The sequence below is a fragment of the Paraburkholderia lacunae genome (assembly GCF_003353175.1).
Lineage (GTDB): Bacteria > Pseudomonadota > Gammaproteobacteria > Burkholderiales > Burkholderiaceae > Paraburkholderia > Paraburkholderia lacunae.
Genome location: NZ_QHKS01000021.1, coordinates 17098 through 35029, shown reverse-complemented (window position 1 = coordinate 35029; position 17932 = coordinate 17098). Strand labels below are relative to the sequence as shown.

The 17932-nt window shown below is 63.3% G+C and carries 14 protein-coding genes and 1 pseudogene; 9 read left to right on the top strand and 6 right to left on the bottom strand.

The genetic code is table 11. The features are described from left to right. Positions 1-8: 8 nt before the first annotated feature. The 7 genes from DLM46_RS27210 (at position 9) to maiA (ending at position 5672) form a co-directional block, all read left to right on the top strand. On the top strand, positions 9-995 hold the full coding sequence (locus tag DLM46_RS27210) for a 2Fe-2S iron-sulfur cluster-binding protein (protein ID WP_115105541.1): 987 nt from the start codon (positions 9-11) through the stop codon (positions 993-995). A 40-nt stretch (positions 996-1035) separates the two neighbouring features. Continuing rightward, positions 1036-2292 (top strand): aromatic ring-hydroxylating dioxygenase subunit alpha, encoded by a 1257-nt coding sequence (locus tag DLM46_RS27205; protein ID WP_115105540.1) that lies wholly within the window; start codon positions 1036-1038, stop codon positions 2290-2292. A 1-nt stretch (position 2293) separates the two neighbouring features. Then, positions 2294-2767: an aromatic-ring-hydroxylating dioxygenase subunit beta gene (locus DLM46_RS27200; protein ID WP_115105539.1), complete on the top strand. Its 474-nt coding sequence runs from the start codon at positions 2294-2296 to the stop codon at positions 2765-2767. An 8-nt stretch (positions 2768-2775) separates the two neighbouring features. Next, entirely contained in the window at positions 2776-3087 is a 312-nt protein-coding gene (locus DLM46_RS27195; protein ID WP_115105538.1) for a non-heme iron oxygenase ferredoxin subunit, read from the top strand. A gap of 99 nt (positions 3088-3186) precedes the next feature. After that, complete coding sequence (gene gtdA / locus DLM46_RS27190) at positions 3187-4233, top strand: gentisate 1,2-dioxygenase (protein ID WP_115105537.1); 1047 nt, start codon at positions 3187-3189, stop codon at positions 4231-4233. Positions 4234-4313: 80 nt separating this feature from the next. Continuing rightward, a complete protein-coding gene (locus DLM46_RS27185; RefSeq protein WP_115105617.1) occupies positions 4314-5012 on the top strand; it encodes a fumarylacetoacetate hydrolase family protein in 699 nt (232 codons plus the stop codon). A 15-nt stretch (positions 5013-5027) separates the two neighbouring features. Then, a complete protein-coding gene (gene maiA, locus DLM46_RS27180) occupies positions 5028-5672 on the top strand; it encodes a maleylacetoacetate isomerase (protein ID WP_115105536.1) in 645 nt (214 codons plus the stop codon). A gap of 214 nt (positions 5673-5886) precedes the next feature. Here the strand turns inward: maiA and DLM46_RS27175 are convergent, their stop codons facing one another. From DLM46_RS27175 to DLM46_RS27155, 5 genes and pseudogenes are all read right to left on the bottom strand, one after another. Next, positions 5887-7104: a polyhydroxyalkanoate depolymerase gene (locus DLM46_RS27175; RefSeq protein WP_115105535.1), complete on the bottom strand. Its 1218-nt coding sequence runs from the start codon at positions 7102-7104 to the stop codon at positions 5887-5889. A gap of 393 nt (positions 7105-7497) precedes the next feature. Beyond that, positions 7498-7647 (bottom strand): annotated as a pseudogene (locus tag DLM46_RS27170) (IS6 family transposase); the annotation flags it as partial. 126 nt (positions 7648-7773) lie between these two features. Beyond that, complete coding sequence (locus DLM46_RS27165) at positions 7774-10605, bottom strand: ATP-binding protein (RefSeq protein WP_115105534.1); 2832 nt, start codon at positions 10603-10605, stop codon at positions 7774-7776. Continuing rightward, the gene (locus DLM46_RS27160) at positions 10602-11735 is read right to left on the bottom strand and encodes a substrate-binding domain-containing protein (protein ID WP_115105533.1); all 1134 of its coding nucleotides are present in this window, start codon (positions 11733-11735) and stop codon (positions 10602-10604) included. The genes DLM46_RS27165 and DLM46_RS27160 overlap by 4 nt, the downstream gene beginning before the upstream one ends. A 297-nt stretch (positions 11736-12032) precedes the next feature. Further along, positions 12033-13025, bottom strand: coding sequence for a serine hydrolase (locus DLM46_RS27155; RefSeq protein WP_115105532.1), 993 nt, complete (start codon positions 13023-13025; stop codon positions 12033-12035). Between the two features lie 533 nt (positions 13026-13558). Here DLM46_RS27155 and DLM46_RS27150 point away from each other — a divergent pair. Both DLM46_RS27150 and DLM46_RS27145 read left to right on the top strand, forming a co-directional pair. Beyond that, positions 13559-14617: an ABC transporter substrate-binding protein gene (locus DLM46_RS27150; protein ID WP_115105531.1), complete on the top strand. Its 1059-nt coding sequence runs from the start codon at positions 13559-13561 to the stop codon at positions 14615-14617. A 94-nt stretch (positions 14618-14711) separates the two neighbouring features. Next, the gene (locus tag DLM46_RS27145) at positions 14712-16400 is read left to right on the top strand and encodes a GMC family oxidoreductase (RefSeq protein WP_115105530.1); all 1689 of its coding nucleotides are present in this window, start codon (positions 14712-14714) and stop codon (positions 16398-16400) included. Positions 16401-16486: 86 nt separating this feature from the next. Here DLM46_RS27145 and DLM46_RS27140 read toward each other — a convergent pair whose 3' ends face one another. Next, the gene (locus DLM46_RS27140; RefSeq protein ID WP_115105529.1) at positions 16487-17914 is read right to left on the bottom strand and encodes an aldehyde dehydrogenase family protein; all 1428 of its coding nucleotides are present in this window, start codon (positions 17912-17914) and stop codon (positions 16487-16489) included. Positions 17915-17932: the final 18 nt, after the last annotated feature.

Below are 17932 nucleotides of genomic sequence, written 5' to 3'. Positions count from 1 at the left end.
CTGGCCCCATGGAAGTTTCGATTCTGCCGCTGCAACGAACGCTCGACGTGCGAACGGGCGACAACCTGCTTGAAGCGCTGCGCAACCATCAGATCCCTGTTTCGTACAGCTGCATGGCCGGGCGGTGCGGCACGTGCCGGTGCCGGATCGTGTCGGGCAACGTGCTCGTGACAGGGGCCGCCGACACGAATCTTCCGGCAACCAACGGTCAATCGGTGCTCGCGTGCCAGGCGACCCTGGTCGAAGACTGCGTGATCGAAATTCCGGAAGTCGACGAGATCGTCGTCCACCCGTCGAAGATCATCAAGACGACGGTGGCAGGCATCGAGGATCTGACGCACGACATCAAGCGCGTGCGTCTCGCGCTGTCGAAGCCGCTCGAATTTTCGCCGGGGCAGTATGCGTCGCTCCAGTTCACGCCGCAGCACATTCGGCCGTACTCAATGGCTGTTACCGCCAACGGCGACGAAGTGGAGTTCCACATCCGCGTCGTGCCCGGCGGGCGCGTCACGTCCTACGTCGCGACGCAATTGAAGCCGGGCGATGCCGTGCGCCTGAGCGGGCCGCTCGGCACCGCCTACCTGCGACGGAAGACGTCCGACCCGGTCATCTGCATCGCCGGCGGTACCGGCCTCGCGCCGATCCTGTCGATCCTTCGCGGAATGGCCGATCAGGGGATGGCCAATCCGGTGCATGTGTACTTCGGCGTTCGCTCGCCGCAGGACATCTACGGCGTGGCGTGGCTCGACGAGTTGAAGGAACGGCTGCCGAACCTCACGGCCCACGTGGTGGTGACGTCGTCGAACGAGCCCGGGCCGTATCGAACCGGCGTCGTGACGGAAGCGGTGCAGCGCGACTGGGACAGCCTTAAAGGCTGGCGCGCCTATGTCGCCGGTGCGCCGGTGATGGTCGATGCCGCGTCGATCCTGCTCCGTCAGAAGGGCATCGAGGCCGAGCACGTGTATGCCGACGCATTCTACGCAAGCGGCGTGTGAGATCCGCCATTGCGGCACTTTTCCCATCAGGAGACAAACCATGAGTGAGGCCCCCATTACCTTCGTGCGGCCGAGCTGGAAGGACGAGGGCTCGAGTCGCGTGCCGTTCTGGGCATACACCGACGACGATACGTATCGCCGCGAGCTCGAGCGCTTTTTCTACTCGGGACATTGGTGCTATGTCGGCCTCGAGGCCGAGATCCCGAATCCGGGCGACTTCAGGCGCACCGCCGTCGGCGAGCGTTCGGTGATCGTGACGCGCACGCAGGACGGCGACATCGCCGTGGTCGAGAACGTCTGCGCCCATCGGGGCGTGCGTTTTTGCCGCGAGAAGTTCGGCAACCGGAAGGACTTTACCTGCCCGTACCATCAATGGAATTACGACCTGAAGGGCAACCTCGTCGGCGTTCCGTTCCGTCGCGGCGTGAAGGCCGACGGCAAGGTCAACGGTGGCATGCCGGCGGATTTCGATCCGAAGGCGCACGGTCTGACGAAGCTGAACGTGGCCCGTCGCAACGGCGTGATCTTCGCGTCGTTCGACCACGATCTTCCGTCGCTCGAAGCGTTCCTCGGGCCGACGATCATCGAATACTTCGACCGTGTGTTCGACGGCCGCAAATTGAAGATCCTCGGCTATAACCGCCAGCGCATTCCCGGCAACTGGAAGCTGATGCAGGAAAACATCAAGGACCCGTACCACCCGGGCCTGCTTCACACGTGGTTCGTCACGTTCGGTCTCTGGCGCGCCGACAACAAGTCGGAGCTGAAGATGGACCAGCACTTCCGCCACGCCGCGATGATTTCGACGCGCGGCGCGGGCGGCAAGGGCGAGGTCACGAGCGGCGTGTCGAGCTTCAAGGATCAGATGACGCTGAACGACGACCGCTTCCTCGACGTCGTGCACGAGCGATGGTGGGGCACACCGACGGCCGTCATGATGACCCTGTTCCCGAGCGTGATCATCCAGCAGCAGGTCAACTCCGTGTCGACGCGGCACATCCAGCCGAACGGACACGGATCGTTCGATTTCGTGTGGACGCATTTCGGCTTCGAGGAAGACAGCGAGGACATGACGCGCCGGCGCCTGCGACAGGCGAATCTCTTCGGGCCCGCGGGCTTCGTTTCCGCGGACGACGGCGAAGTCATCGAGTTCTCGCAAGAGGGCTTTGAGCAGAAGCCATTCCATCGGACCATCGCCGAACTCGGTGGGCGCGAGATTGCGGATACCGACCACATGGTCACCGAAACACTGATTCGCGGCATGTACGACTACTGGCGCCGCGTGATGGAGGAATGAGATGCTGGATTTCGAAACCTGGCAGCAAGTGCTTGCGCTCTATGCGGATTATGCGTGCGTCGTGGATAACAACGAATGGGACAAGTGGCCGGAGTTCTTTGTGGACGATTGCACCTACAGGATTCAGCCTCGCGAGAACTTCGATCGCGGTTTTCCGCTCGCGACGCTCGCGTTCGAAAGCAAGGGGATGCTGAAGGACCGCGTGTACGGCATGACCGAAACGATCTTCCATGACCCGTACTACCAGCGCCATGTGGTGGGTGTGCCGCGCATCCTGCGCGTTGACGGCGAGCGGATCGACGCGCAGGCCAACTATGCGGTGTTCAGGACGAAACCGGACGAACTGACGACCGTATTCAACGTCGGGCGGTATGTCGACACGATCCGCCGGACGCCGGAAGGTCTCAGGTTCGAATCTAAGATCTGTGTGTTCGACAGCGAAATGATCGCGAACTCGATCATCTATCCAATCTGAGGTGTGCGATGGACAGGCAGTGGACGAAAGTGATCGAGTTGTCGGCCGTGCCGGCGGACGACGTCACCGCGGTGAATGCCGCCGGCCAGGAGCTGGCGCTCTATGGCGTCGGCGGCGAGGTGTTTGCGACCGACAACATTTGTACGCATGGCCACGCCCGGTTGTGCGACGGTTTTCTCGATGGACATGAGATCGAATGCCCGTTGCATCAGGGGAAATTCGATGTGCGCTCCGGCAAGGCGATGTGCGAGCCGCTGACGGCCGACATTCGCGCGTATCCCGTGAAGATCGAGGACGGATACGTCTTCGTCGAACTCTGAGCGGATGATTCAACGATCAGGTCGCGTGCCGTGCGGGGATCGTCGGACGACGTCCCGCCGGTGTGCCGCCATCCACCATCGATCGACCAGGAGACAGGCATGACGGCTACCGCGCTGCGCGAGCAACGTTCGGCTTACTACCGGCAACTTCAAACCCGGGGGCTCTCGCCGCTCTGGGAAGCGCTGCACAACCTCGTCCCGAAGGAACCGAGGCCACAGGCTGTTGCGGCGATCTGGAAATACGCGGAGATCCGCGACCTCGTCATGGAGGCCGGCTCGCTGATCAGCGCAGAGGAAGCGGTCCGGCGCGTACTCGTGCTCGAGAATCCGGGGCTGCCGGGGAAGTCGAGCATCACGTCGACGCTGTATGCCGGCCTGCAGCTGATCCTGCCGGGCGAGCTCGCGCCGAGCCACCGGCATACGCAGTCGGCACTGCGCTTCATCGTCGAAGGGCGCGGTGCGTGGACCGCCGTCAACGGCGAGCGCACGACCATGCATCCGGGCGACTTCATCATCACGCCGTCCTGGACCTGGCACGACCACGGCAATCCGACGATCGAGGAGGGCGGCGAGCCGGTCGTCTGGCTCGACGGCCTCGACATTCCGCTGATCGGCCATCTCGATGCGGGTTTTGCGGAAACGTACCCGGAGGTTACGCAACCGGTGCTGCGCCCCGAAGGCGACAGCTTCGCGCGATTCGGGCACAACATGGCGCCGGTACGGCACCGCGTCACCGACGGCACGTCACCGGTATTCAGCTATCCGTACGAGCGGAGCCGCGAGGCGCTCGACGTTCTCTATCGCAACGGCGAACTCGACGAATGGGACGGCGTGAAGCTTCGCTACATCAATCCCGCGACAGGCGGCTGGCCGATGCCGACTATCGCGACGTTCATGCAGTTCCTGCCGGCCGGGTTTGCGGGCAAGACCTATCGCAGTACCGACGCGACGGTCTATTGCGCCGTGGAGGGAGCGGGCATCGCGCGAATCGGCGCGGAGCAATTCAGGTTCGACGCGCACGACGTGTTCGTGGTGCCGTCATGGCAACCGGTCAGCCTGAGCGCGAACAGCGATTGCGTGTTGTTCAGCTACTCGGATCGCCCGGTGCTGTCGGCCCTGAATCTGCTGCGCGAGGCGCGCACGTAATGCCTCGGGCGAGGGCGTCGATTCGTCGGCTGTCCTCGCGCGAGATTCATTTCAACGCATACGAACAGGAGTTCTTCATCATGGCGTTTGTTTTTCCCCCTGAGGCACCGGTCGGCGTGCCGGTCGCAGGCAGCGATGCGCAGTTCGCCGTGCGGCGTGTGTATTGCGTCGGCCGAAACTATGCGGCGCACGCGCGCGAGATGGGCTTCGATCCCGATCGCGAACCGCCGTTCTTCTTCTGCAAGCCCGCCGACGCGGTCGTGCCGGTCGCGTATGGCGATACGCTCGATCTCGCCTATCCGTCGCAGACGCAGAACTACCACTACGAAGCGGAACTCGTCGCTGTGATCGGCAAGTCCGGATCGGATATCGCAGCGGGCGACGCACTCGACCATGTGTTCGGTTATGCGGTGGGTCTCGACATGACACGCCGCGATTTGCAGATGAAGATGCGCGAGATGGGCCGCCCGTGGGAAATCGGCAAAGCGTTCGACCGCTCGGCGCCGATCGGCCCGATCCATCGCGCGAGCGACGTGGGTCACTTCGAAAAGGGCAGCCTGTGGTTGACGGTCAATGGGGAGAGCCGGCAGAAGAGTGACGTTTCGCATCTCATCTGGTCGGTCGCCGAGACCGTGGCGGATCTGTCAAAGTTCTTCCGCCTGGAGCCGGGCGATGTGATTTATACCGGCACCCCCGAGGGTGTCGGCGCCGTCGGGCGGGGCGACGTCATGACGGTCGGCGTCGAGCGATTGGGTGAACTTCGCGTGCGGATCGTGTGACGGCAAAGACGCACCATGCAACTTCATAACTTCTTCAACAGTTCGACATCCTATCGGGTGCGAATCGCGCTGGCGCTCAAAGGCGTGCCATTCGACTACGTTCCGGTGAACATCCGCACCGGCGAGCATCGGGACGCGAAGTATGTGAATCAGCTCAACCCGTCCGCGGCGGTGCCCGCTCTCATCGATGGCGATTTCAGTCTGGGGCAGTCGCTCGCGATCATCGACTGGCTCGACGCGCGCTTTCCGGAGCCGAGGCTGATTCCGGCCGATCGTGACCTCCGCGCTCGCGTGCTCGAGTTGTCGTATCTGATTGCCTGCGACATCCATCCGGTCAACAACCTGCGCGTGCTTCGTTATCTCGAGACGGAATTGAACGTCACGGCGGAGCAAAAGAGCGCGTGGTACAGGCATTGGATTGCGGAGGGTATGGCCGGCGTCGAGCGACTGCTCGGGAAGTACGGAACAGGGCTCTGGTGCTTTGGCGATGCGCCGACGCTCGCGGACTGCTGTCTCGTGCCGCAAATGGCCAACGCGCTTCGAATGGGATGCGACCTGGATACATACCCGCTGAGTCTGGCCGTGTACCGCCGTGCCAGCACGCATCACGCTTTCGCAGCCGCGGCGCCCGCGCTGCAGCCAGACTGCGCGACTCCTTAACGACGGGATGCCGGCTGCCGATGTAGTAGTGCTCCGGACCAAATGTGCGTGCGTACTGGGCTAGCAAGGACAGCACTTTGCGGGAAGCAGTGCAAATAAACCGTACTTGAGGCTTACAGCCCGCTCGGCGGCCGGGCTATGCATCCCCCGCACTGTGCGGAAGAGCGTCAATTCCTCGCAGCGCATGAGCGCGCACCTTGTTCGCCGCCCTCGTTCAACCCCCGTGGTAGCGATAGATCAGGTCGCGAATCTGCGGATAGATCTGCGTGCGCCAGCTACTCCCTGAAAAGATGCCATAGTGCCCGCATTCCGCGACTGTGATGCAGTGCTTGCGCGAGGCATCGATTGCAGTGCAGAGATCGTGCGCAGCGTGAGTTTGACCGGGTCCGCAGATATCGTCTCGTTCTCCTTCGACGGTGATCAGGGCCGAGCCGCGGATCGTGTCCGGGAGTACATGCTCGCCATCTACCCGCCAGGTGCCGCGAGCCAGGCAAAATTCCTGAAAAACCACGCGGACCGTTTCCAGATAATAGTCGGCAGCCATGTCGAGCACGGCGTTGTACTCGTCGTAGAAGCGGCGATGTTTGACGCTCGCCTCCGCGTTGCCCGCCGACACATCGAAGTAGTAATCGACGTGTGCTTTCAGGTGGCGATCGGGATTCATCGCCATGAAGGCCATATGCTGGCGGAATCCCGGGTACACACGCCGACCGGCGCCGGCGTGAAAACGCGGTACTGTATTGATCAATGTGCGCGCGAACCAGTCGAGCGGTTTGCTGGTGGCCAGCTGGTTGACGGCGGTAGGGCTACGGCGCGCGTCGACCGGACCGCCCATCAGGGTCACGCTCACAGGTGTGGGCTCGCCTCGTGCTGCCGCAAGGGCAACGGCGGCGAGGACGGGGACCGTGGACTGGCACACCGCCACTACATGAACATCCGGGCCGAGGAAGTCGATGAACTCGCGCACATAGGCGACGTAATCATCAAGATGGAACGTTCCTTCGGAGAGGGGGACCTGGCGCGCATCGAGCCAGTCAGTGATATAAACATCGAAATCCGGCAACATGGCCCGTACGGTGTCACGCAGGAGCGACGCGTGATGACCCGACAGCGGAGCGACGAGTAGAACGACGGGATGCTTGCAGCTGGACGCGCGCTCGAAGTGAACAAGTCGGCAGAACGCTTTCTCCATCGCCACGGTCTCGGTCACTCTCACCTGCTGTCCGTCAACGACCGTTTCGGTGAGCCCGAACTGCGGTTTTGCGTAACGCTTATGGAGTCTCACCAGCAAGTCGCAGCCGGCGGCAAATTGTCTGGAGGGTGCCGGGTGTAACGAGTTACCGGCGCGTGTGAGGAAGTTCGCTGTGACCTGAAGCCAGGGAAGGAAAGGAGCCCACGCTGCTCTCTGCCATTCATGCAACTCATACAACATTCGGGGCCTTGGGGATTCATGCAGATCAAAAGGCCGACGAAGCGCTCTTTGCGTCGATCGGTTGGCTATCACTCAAGGCTTCAGGACGTCTGCAGAAGCCGTTATGAATGCTCCTTCCTCAGTTTGCTAAAGCCGTGTCTCTGATCCGTATCTTACGCAACCCGAACGGTTGTCTCGGTCGGCAATACCGGATAGTGCAGTCGGCATCAACTGGATTTACCGTAAGGTATTCCTTACAGGCGTGATTTGGACGAAGCCGGTTTGAAATAGCGAGGGCTCTGGGCCTTCACCTTCGGCCATTTGCGATCGCCCTATTTGTGGTTCTGTCGCAGTAAGGAGACCGGGGCAAGCAACGGTGATATGGGGAGGATTGCTTCTGAAGCGAGCGAGTAGAACTGCTATCCCACGCTCAGCCATCATTTGTTCCAAGTGACGCAGGCTCAGCGGATACGCCACATACCAGCGCACGCCCATCAGGATCACGTCGAGCGGGTAATGTAGCCGCTTGAGCACCTTGCTTACAGCGGCGTTCGGGGTCCTCATCATCGAACATCGTTCGCACCAGCGGGACGCCCACAATAGCAGACCGACTTAATGCGACAGGACCAGATGACCGCCGGTCGGGACAACCCTGTGTCATTCCTCAGGACGCGGCTTGTGCGGTTCCAATCATGGGACTTGCCTCCTTTCCAGATATTGCTCGACGAAGCTGAGGATTGCCTTGGACTGGTAATCCTTCGCTAGCCGGCAAAGGTGGTCGGCGAAAGGACGATAGCGCTCGTCAAGCTCGGTAAGGTGCGTGGCCTGTTGCACGATGGCAGGCATGTCGCCCAGTCGCGCCAGGTGGTGCAGCGCTTCGATTTCACCCGGCGGCGGCACAATCAAGGTCCCCATGGAGGGATCGGCGGCGCGTACAGCCGTTCGGCCCGCTCCGGCGGCTTGCGTCTGCGGAACTTCGTCGCTCCACTCGATATTCAGGAGGGCCGCGATCTGTGACAACAGCCCACTGAAGTCAACCGGTTTTGACAGAAAGGCGTTAGCACCAGCCGCCAGGCTTTTCGCAGCATCGCTCCCCGAGGCGCCGGCGGAAACCGCAACGATGGGCAGATCCCCGAACTCCGGCATTTCGCGCAGGCGCCGCGTGGCTTCGAGCCCGTCCATCCCGGGCATGACGACATCCATCAGGACGAGCGCCGGCCGTAGCGCTTTGGCTTTCTCCAAAGCTTCAAGTCCGTTGACGGCCTCCACCGCGTCGAATCCGAGCTGGCCGAGCATATCGACCGCTACGGCACGGTTTGCCGCTACGTCATCCACGACGAGAATGGTCTTGCGCGGCCCCTTATAGCCGCTCACCGTCCATTCGGGCGGGACGACGGCTGCCTGAGGCGCCACCACCGGGACGTTCAGCTCGAACGAGAAGGCGCTGCCAGCACCGCGGCGGCTGTCGACGTGGATCTCGCCACCCATCAAGCGCACAAGCTGCCGGCTGATGGCCAGGCCCAGCCCCGTGCCTCCAACCCGGTGCCGGGCATCGCTCACTTGCTCGAAAGGCAGGAAGATCGCCTCCAGACGCGCTTCGTCTATGCCAATGCCGGTGTCCTGCACTTCGAAACGCAGCCGCGCGGGCGGCAGGCAACCGACGCGCAGACGCACGCTCCCCCTCTCGGTAAATTTGATTGCGTTCGAGAGCAGGTTGAGCAGCACCTGGCGCAGCCTTTTTTCGTCGACCCGCACGCCTGCGGGCAGATCGGGTGCCATCTCGCACGCGAAGGCCAAGCCCTTTTCCGTTGCCTTCACCCGAATCGTCTCGGCGATGAAGTAGATGAACCGGTCAAGCGAAATGTCGGACAGGTTGAGCTCCGCCCTTCCGGCCTCGATTTTGGCCATATCCAGGATGTCGTTGATGATCGCAAGCAGATGTTCGCCGCTGCGCTGGATCACGGTGATCCCATCGACCTGGCGTTGATCGAGGCTCTTATCGCGCCTCAGGATCTGCGCGTAGCCCAGGATCCCGTTCAACGGCGTGCGCAGCTCGTGGCTCATGTGCGCAAGAAAGTCGCTCTTGGCCTGATTGGCCGCATCGGCGTGTTCCTTGGCGACGGCCAGTTCAGCCGTTCGCTCGCGGATCATATCTTCGAGGTGCTCGCGATAGCGCCGCAGTTCCTCTTCGGCGCGCTTCTGCTCTGTGATGTCGCGTGAGATGCCGAGCAGGAACTGCGGCTCGCCGCGCACGTCGACGATCGGGATCTTCATTGTGTGCACCAGGCGCGGCCCGTGACGTGTGTGAACCGGCTCCTCCGGCACGTCGACCAGTTGCTGAGACTCCAGCACGTCACGATCCTTCAGCGCGAAGAAATCTGCCTCCTGAGCGGGAAACAGGTCGTGGACGGACTTGCCGATGAGTTCTTCGCGCCGGTAGCCGAGCAGTTGCTCTCCCGCCTTGTTAAAACGCACGAAGCGCAGCGTCGCTGCATCCTTGACGAAGATCGTGTCGGGGATGTTCTCGATGATGCTGTCCAGGAAGTGCTCGCTCGCTCGCGCAGCCTCTTCGGCGTGCTGTCGTTCGACGATCTCAGCCGTCTGGCCCGCAAGCGCCGTGCTGAGTTCGGCCGTGCGCTGTGTAACGCGCGCCTCCAGTTCGGCGTTGAGCTCCTTCAGCGCATCCTCGGCCTGCCTGCGCTGGCGCCGGTCTTCGAGGAACTGCTCGACTGCGCGCGCCATATCGGCAATCTCATCGCCGCCGTGAACGGGGACGCCGGCTTGCACGCCGTCGACATCACCGTGCCGCAGGAAGTGGCTGACCCGGCGCAACCGTGCCACGACGTGGCGACCGAGGAATGCGCGGGCGATCAGCCAGGTCAGTAGCAGGCTCACCGCAACTTCGCCGGCCACCCACCTGCGCGTGCGGCCCAAGTCTTCGGCCAGATCCTGAACCGCTTTGCGGTAGTCGCGCGTGAAATAATCCGACTGCTGGCGCGCTGCGGCGGCCAGAGCGTCGGCCTGGCGGCGCAGATCGTCGTCCAGGCTGGCCAATGACGCGCCGGGCCGCGGCGCGGACGCCGGCGCGGCTCCGGCGCCCAGCGCGGTTTCGCGAACCTGCGCCTCGATGTTGACCGTGTTGCGGAAGCGCTGGCTCGATCGATGCAGCGCCAGCGCGTCGACACCGAGGCTGTCGCTCGTGGTCGCGGAGGCCAGGCGGTCCACCAGACGGTCGAAGGATTCCAGCTGTTCGATGACATGCCGATGCGTCTCGCGCACAGACTCCACCGTATCGTCACTGGACAACTGCAATGCCAGGCGTTCGATCATCAGGGTGCGCTGCGCCAGGTCCTGTGCATCCTCCTGGCGAGCCAGCCGCTCTTCGGCCAACTGGCGGATCGCGTGGGCCGAACCGGCCAACGAGTAGATGGTCGTGGCACCGACCGCGACCACCAGGGCGGCCAGGCACAAAACCACGAGCGTGAACTGCGCGGTGAGCGACCGCGGAAGCGGAAGTTTCACGGGCGTTGCCAGATGCGGCGATAGACGTCGCGATAGCCGTTGGCCGGATCGTAGAGCAGACGATCGCCGCCGTCCGCAGCGATGTTGCCCGCCGTCACGAGATGCACCGGAAACACGTAACCCGTGACGCCTCCCCCGGCGAAGAGCCGGTTCATCTCGTCGACCACCTGCCAGCCGTGCAGATTCAGGGGTTCGGCCACGGTGCCCGTCTGGAAGCTGCCCGTGCGGATACGCAGAAAGGCGGACTCGCTGCCGTCCCCAGCGGACAGCATGGCCATGGCGGCGTTCGGCATTCCGGCCTGGGTCAGCACCGGGGCGGCGTAGTCGAAGTAGATATCGTTGACGGCCAGCGCATACGTCCAACGATTGCCATACCGCGCGAGCAAGGCGCGCGTCGTGCGCGGCATCAGGTCCTGGCTGTGCGAGATCGCCACGTCGCGCACTTCGAGCAAGGTGCAGCCGCTGCACGCGCGCACAACTGCAGCCATTTCATCCGCCTTGCCTTGCGCAATTCGGAAATTGGAGTCGGTGAAGATGACGACTTCCGCATGCCCGCCGGACTGCACGATGGCCGCCAGCGCGGTCACGCGCGCGACCTCGAGCGGATCCGTCGCCACGTTCATCGCCACGGGCGTGCCCGGCACCGGTCCGGCCTGGGCCGCGACATGCCAGCCGACGATCGGAATGCTCCGCTCGGCAAACGGCCGCAGCCCGGGCAGCAGGGCGCGTGCGTCGCCGCCGACGATGATCAGACCATCCGGACGACTTGCCAGCGCATTCGCCAGCGTCTTCAGCCGCAGGTCCGGCGTGCCGCCGGAGTCGAATATCTTTACGCTCCAGCCGATGACTTTGGCCGCCTCCAGCACACCTTCGACCACGCCGACGATGCCGCCGTTGCGCAAATCCTCGGCGACGATGGCGACGCGTTTCCCAAGTTGGGCGCGCGGCCCGTTGCGCGGCCCGTTCCAGGGTGCAGCGGGTTGCGCCGCGGCATCGACGACGCGCTTCGCTCCGGCCAGGTAGTCCTTCGCGGCGACCGTGGTCCCGGGCGCTGGGGCAATCGGCATACCCTGCGCCGCGGCAACCAACAGCGTACACGCGCATTCCAATGCCACCAGCAAGCCCCTCATGCTGTTCCCCAAGGGCCCCATCGCGGTTGATTGACCGCCATTGACGACGTGCCCAAATGCCGCGCGCAGGGTGACCCTGCGAATAAGATAGTACACCCCGATGATCGCGTGTCATCGGACATGCGGGCTGGCACCTCGCGCGAGCAGAGCGATGACCGTTCGGCAGTTCGATTAACGCAGCTGGGGCGACGGGCCCGGACGGGCGTGGATGGCGTCATGCTGGCGGACGCTCGCGCAGCAGCCCGCGGCCCTGCCGTTTCGCGCTGACGCCAGTGAGCTTCACGCAGCGCGCGACACCTACTGGACCCAGGCGCCTGGCGACGCACGGCGGTGCCGCGTGCCAGTATCGAGCCTGACATTCGGCCGACGCGCACCTGAAACGGATCCTGTCCGATACGCGGCGAGCGTCGCCTTGACGCGATGCGCCTGGGCGACCATTTGATGATGGTGATGGTGCGTGCCCGCGTAGTACCGGCGTGGCATGACAACGGGCGTTTCGTCGCCGTCCAGCCAGCGGCGAATCGCGACCAGATCCGCCGAACGCGCCCTCGACGATCGCGCGCCGAGGAGCGCAATAATCACCTGACCATTCGGCATGGTGGCGTCGACCACGACGCAGCGTCCTGCCTCGTCGGTATAACCGGTCTTGGCGAGCTGGACGTCCCAGTCCGGCCAATCGACTACCGGGTCGGTGTTCCGGTAGAACCTCGTTCTGCTGCCGACCGCCTCCTCGTAATGCGGGAGTGTCGTGAAGGCGCCGATCAACGGATAGTGCGACGCGGCTTCCGCCATTTTCACGACGTCACGCGCGGTAGAAAGATTGTCTGGTGACAGCCCCGTCGGATCGTCGAAGTGCGTGGCGGCCATCTGCAGCGCGCGTGCCTTGTCGTTCATCTTGCGGATGAAGGCAGGCTGACCGCCCGGAAAGGCGCGCGAGAGCGCGGAGGCCGCGCGGTTCTCGGACGACATCAGCGCAAGGCGCAGCATCTCCTCGCGTGCGAGCGCAGCACCGACCGGGATACGTGAGCCCGAATGTTTAAGGCGATCGATATCGGCATCGTCGATGGTCAGTGTTTCCCCTAGGGCCTGCGCTTCGTCCAGCACGACCATTGCCGTCATCAGCTTGGTGAGCGATGCGACGGGTTCAGCTTCGTCAGGATTCTTTTCCAGCAGGACTTCGCTACGCCCGACGTCGTACACGATCGCGCTGCGGGAATAGAGGAGCGGCGTCCCGGCGGACGTCACGAGCGGTGCTGCGGCGAGAAGCAGCACGCCGACGAGTTTCTTCATGTCAACCACACCTTGGGACTGCAATCAGGCGAACAGGGTCCACTGTGCAGGATGGTCCCTTGCAATTGAACTGTAGTTGCTAACTGCAGGAATGAGTGTGCGAAGGAGGACAGATTCCGTGCGCAAGAAATTCGTCCCTCCGATCCCCGTTCCGCACAGGCCACTGCGGTTGAGTCCCACGCGATCAGCGGCCGCTGCCGGAAGAGTAGGCCTTTCATGCTGCGTCGCTCGGCCGGGATGGGGGGTGAAGTGGCCGCGCGCAGTGGGCCTGCCAGGAATAATAGGTGGATATCCGAAGCACTTGTGACCCCAGGTGCGTATCGGTCCATTTGATTTTCGGGCGGGCCCCTTTTGATTCTGTTATGCCACCGGCGAGGCCTGCCCTTGCACGACGTGACGAGTTTGCCATAACTTTATGTCATGGGCACCACAACAATTGCGGCGTTGTCGCCGTTAAATAGACTCACTATATTTGGCTCAATGCGTATTACATCCACGATCTCTTTTGCTTAACCCTTGTCGAGGACAAAGTCGTGATCAAGAAGCCAACGTTGCGCCCGCTTGCCGCTGTTCTGATTCTTGGTGTCGCGGGTCTGGTGCCTGCGTGTCTCACGCCTGTTTTTGCTGCGGGGAAGATTACCTTTGTTTCTCAAGGCGGCACGTATCAGGAAGCGCAGACCAAGGCGATCCTCGATCCTGCTGCGAAACTGCTGAACATTACCGTGAACCAGGACAGCATCCCGGACGCGTGGCCGCAGATCAAGGCCCAGGCCGCCACCGGCAAGCCGATCTGGGACGTGGTCGATACGCCGACGTCCAACTGTCTGCGCGGCGGCCACGAAGGCCTGCTGGAGAAGCTGGATTTCTCGAAGATCCCGAATGCGGCCGCGATGCCCGAGAAATACCGCACGCCGTATTCAGTCGCCTATGAGTTCTATTCGACGGTCATCGGCTACAACAAGAAGACGTTGAGGAAAGTGCCGCAGAGCTGGGCAGATTTCTGGAATGTGAAGGGATTCCCCGGCACGCGCGCGCTGCGCAACGATCCGCAGACGGTACTCGAAGCCGCGCTTCTGGCAGACGGCGTGCCGCGCGACAAGCTTTATCCGCTCGATGTCGATCGCGCGTTCAGGAAGCTTCAGCAGATCAAGCCGGACGTGAGCGTCTGGTGGACGTCGGGCGGGCAGTCGGCACAATTGCTGCACGATGGCGAAGTCGACATGACGATGATCTGGAACGGTCGCGCGAGCGCCGTGCGCAAAGACAACTCCGATATCGACTTCACGTTCAACGACGGCATTCTCCAGAACACCCAGTTGTGCGTGCTGAAGAACGCGCCGAACCTGGCCGACGCGATCAAATTCGTCAATGCTGCTGTCTCGCCCGAATTGCAGGCGAACCTGCCGCTCTACATCGACTACGGCCCGGGCAATCCGGCTGCCTTCAAGACCGGCAAGATCGACGCGAAACGTGCGAGCGAGTTGCCAAGCTCGCCGGACAACGCGGCGAAACAGGCGCTCATGTCGGAGGAGTGGTGGGCCTCGGACGCCGGCGTTCAGGCGAAGGCACGCTGGCTGAAGTTTATGCAGTAAAGCTCAGGCCGGTCCCGACGCGCGAGCTCACGGGCTCGCGTGCACGTTTTGCAGACCAGTTCCGCACGTTTCAACGCCTGCGTAATCATCGAATGTGATCGACTATCTGATTCTCGGCGGCGGTTCGGCCGGCTGCGTGCTCGCCGCGCGTCTATCCGAAGACACCGGCAAGACCGTCTGCCTCGTCGAGGCCGGACGCAATATCTCACAGACAGACATGCCGCCCGCGGTACGCAGCCGGTATCCCGGCCGCGCCTATCTCGACACGGCGAACATCTGGCAGCGCCTGCAGGCGCGCATGAGTGCATCGGCGACGACACGCCGCTATGAACAGGCGCGCCTGCTCGGCGGCGGTTCGGCGATCAACGCGCTCATGGCGAATCGCGGCGCACCCGCCGATTACGACGAATGGCACGCGCTCGGCGCAAACGGTTGGAACTGGAACGCCTGCCTGCCGTACTTCCGCAAACTCGAATCCGATTGCGACTTCGACGGCGACCTGCATGGAAAGAGCGGTCCGGTCCGCATCCAGCGCGCGAAGTGGACGCACATCTCGCCCTTCGTGCGCGCGGTGCTCGGCACGCTCGCCGCGCGTGGCCACGTGCGGCGCGAGGATCAGAACGGCGAGTGGGAGGATGGCACGTTCATCGGATCGATCGCCGTGAGCGAGGCGGGGGAGCGTATCCCGACGTCAGTGTGCTACCTCGACGACACCGTGCGCGCCCGCCCGAATCTCACGATCCGCACCAGCACGCACGTCGAGCGCGTGCTGTTCGACGGCATGCGCGCAGTCGGCGCGCGCGTCGTCAATAGCAACGGCCGTGAGGGTGCGGGCGAAGAACTGCGAGCCGCGCATGTGATCGTCTGCGCAGGCGCAATCCACAGTCCCGCTCTGCTGATGCGAAGTGGGATTGGACCTGCTGCCGCACTCGCCGCGCTTGGTATCGAGTTACGGGCGGATCGTGCTGGCGTCGGCGGCAATCTGATGGAGCATCCGTCGATCGCTGTCTCCGCGGTTTTGCCGCGGGCCGCCCGCACGCCGTTTCCCGACGAGCATCACGAGCAGGCCATCGTACGCTTTTCGTCTGGCGTGCCCGGCACGGTAGCCGGCGACATGCACGGTGCGATCCTGTCGCGCTCGGGCTGGCATTCGGTCGGCTACCGGCTCGGCACGATCTTCTTCTGGGTGAACAAGTCGTACTCGCGCGGCCGCGTGACGCTGACGTCGGCGAGTCCGCATAGCGAGCCCGCAGTCGATTTCAACATGCTGTCCGATGCTCGCGATCTCGAACGCCTGAAGCGTGCGCTGCGCTTCGGCGCTGAGACGTTGGCCGATCCGATGATGGCGAAGCATCGCGCGACACTCCTGCCTTCGAGTTATTCGCCGCGTGTCGCAAGTGTAGCTGTGCCAGGCGGGTGGAATGCTTTGCAACGCGGCGTGCTGAGCGCGCTGCTGGACATCGCGGGTCCGTTTCGCGCATGGCTCGTGCGGCGCGTGGTCACTCAAGGCGTCACGCTGAACGATTTGCTCGCCGACGATCGTGCACTGACGCAATTCGTCACGCGCTCGGTGGGCGGCACCTGGCATCCGTCGGGAACCTGCCGGATGGGCGCCGCGGACGATCCGCTCGCCGTCTGCGATGCGCGTGGCGCAGTGTACGGTGTCAGCGGACTCTACGTATGCGATGCGTCGCTGATGCCATCGATACCGTGCGCCAACACGAATGTGCCCACCATCATGATTGCGGAGCGCATCGCGGACATGCTGCGTGGCCGAGTCTGAACGCCGAATCCGGGCCAAAATAGTCACACTGGCCCGGCAAGCGGCGGGGCACCCAGTCGTCCTGAGCTCAGTTGCCCTGAGTCGTCTCAGTCCCCGTACCCCACGATGCCCTTCACCTCGAGAAACGCCTCAAGGCCCCACTCGGCGTATTCGCGTCCGTTTCCAGACTGCTTGTAGCCGCCGAAGGGCGAGCCCGCGTCCCACGCGGGATAGTTCAGGTATACGCTGCCTGCGCGCAATCTGAACGCCACACGCCGCGCGCGGTCGAGATCGGCGGATTGGACGTAGGCCGCGAGACCGAAGGGGCTGTCGTTCGCGATCACGATTGCGTCTTCTTCGTCGCGATACGGCATGATCACGAGCACTGGTCCGAAAATCTCCTCGCGCGCAATCGTCATCGAAGGACGCACGTTCGCAAACACAGTAGGTTGCACGTAATAGCCGCGTTCGAGACCGTGCGGACGACCGGCGCCACCTGCCACGACCTGCGCGCCCTCATCGATGCCGATCGCGATCAGCCGCTCCACGCGCTCGAACTGCACGCTGCTGACCACCGGCCCCATGGTCGTGCGTTCATGGTTGGCAGGGCCGACGCGATGTGCTTCTGCCGCCCGCCGGGCGATCGCCACCGCCTCGTCATGGCGCGCCTCAGGCACCAGCATGCGCGTCGGTGCATTGCACGACTGGCCGCTGTTGTTGAAGCACGAGTTGACGCCCGCCGTCACGGCGGCTTCCAGGTCGACGTCGTCCAGCAGGATGTTGGCCGACTTGCCGCCCAGTTCCTGATGCACGCGCTTGACGGTTGGCGCCGCGAGCTTCGCGATCTCAATGCCCGCGCGTGTCGAACCGGTGAACGACACCATGTCGACATCGGGATGTGCCGCAAGCGCCGCGCCGACGGTGGGCCCATCGCCGTTCACGAGATTGAAGACACCCGGCGGCACGCCAGCGGCGTCCAGAATTTCAGCAAACAGCAACGCGTTGAGCGGCGTTACTTCGCTGGGTTTGAGCACCATCGTGCAACCGGCCATGATGGCGGGCGCGGCCTTGCAGACGATCTGATTGATCGGCCAGTTCCATGGCGTGATGAGCGCGACGACGCCCACCGGCTCGTGATTGACGAGCGTGGTGCCTTTTTTGCGCTGCCATTCGAACGTTTCGCAGGTACGGATCAGCTCGTCGAGATGCCGTCGCCCAATCCCTGCCTGCCATGCATGCGCCATCGCGCGCGGGGCGCCCAGTTCGCGCGAGATCGTGTCACCCATCTCGTCGTGACGTTCGAGAAAAACGTCGAGAATGCGGCGGATCAGCGCGAGACGCTCGGCGGGCGTGGTCTGCGAGAACGACGTGAATGCGCGTTTTGCCGCAGCGACCGCGCGATCGATATCGGCGGGTGTGCCCATCGCCACTTCGGCGAACGCTTCTTCGGTGCAGGGATCGATGACGGGCAGGCGTGCGGTGCCCGACGGCTCGACCCACGCGCCGTCGATATAGAACTTCAGTGCATTGATCATGTGAGAGGTGTGTAGGAG

What these genes read in the sequence shown, in the direction of transcription:
- DLM46_RS27210 (WP_115105541.1), top strand. Translation starts at nt 9, where the DNA reads ATGGAAGTTTCGATTCTGCCGCTGCAACGAACGCTCGACGTGCGAACG.
- DLM46_RS27205 (WP_115105540.1), top strand. Translation starts at nt 1,036, where the DNA reads ATGAGTGAGGCCCCCATTACCTTCGTGCGGCCGAGCTGGAAGGACGAG.
- DLM46_RS27200 (WP_115105539.1), top strand. Translation starts at nt 2,294, where the DNA reads ATGCTGGATTTCGAAACCTGGCAGCAAGTGCTTGCGCTCTATGCGGAT.
- DLM46_RS27195 (WP_115105538.1), top strand. Translation starts at nt 2,776, where the DNA reads ATGGACAGGCAGTGGACGAAAGTGATCGAGTTGTCGGCCGTGCCGGCG.
- gtdA (WP_115105537.1), top strand. Translation starts at nt 3,187, where the DNA reads ATGACGGCTACCGCGCTGCGCGAGCAACGTTCGGCTTACTACCGGCAA.
- DLM46_RS27185 (WP_115105617.1), top strand. Translation starts at nt 4,314, where the DNA reads ATGGCGTTTGTTTTTCCCCCTGAGGCACCGGTCGGCGTGCCGGTCGCA.
- maiA (WP_115105536.1), top strand. Translation starts at nt 5,028, where the DNA reads ATGCAACTTCATAACTTCTTCAACAGTTCGACATCCTATCGGGTGCGA.
- DLM46_RS27175 (WP_115105535.1), bottom strand. Translation starts at nt 7,104, where the DNA reads ATGTTGTATGAGTTGCATGAATGGCAGAGAGCAGCGTGGGCTCCTTTC.
- DLM46_RS27160 (WP_115105533.1), bottom strand. Translation starts at nt 11,735, where the DNA reads ATGAGGGGCTTGCTGGTGGCATTGGAATGCGCGTGTACGCTGTTGGTT.
- DLM46_RS27155 (WP_115105532.1), bottom strand. Translation starts at nt 13,025, where the DNA reads ATGAAGAAACTCGTCGGCGTGCTGCTTCTCGCCGCAGCACCGCTCGTG.
- DLM46_RS27140 (WP_115105529.1), bottom strand. Translation starts at nt 17,914, where the DNA reads ATGATCAATGCACTGAAGTTCTATATCGACGGCGCGTGGGTCGAGCCG.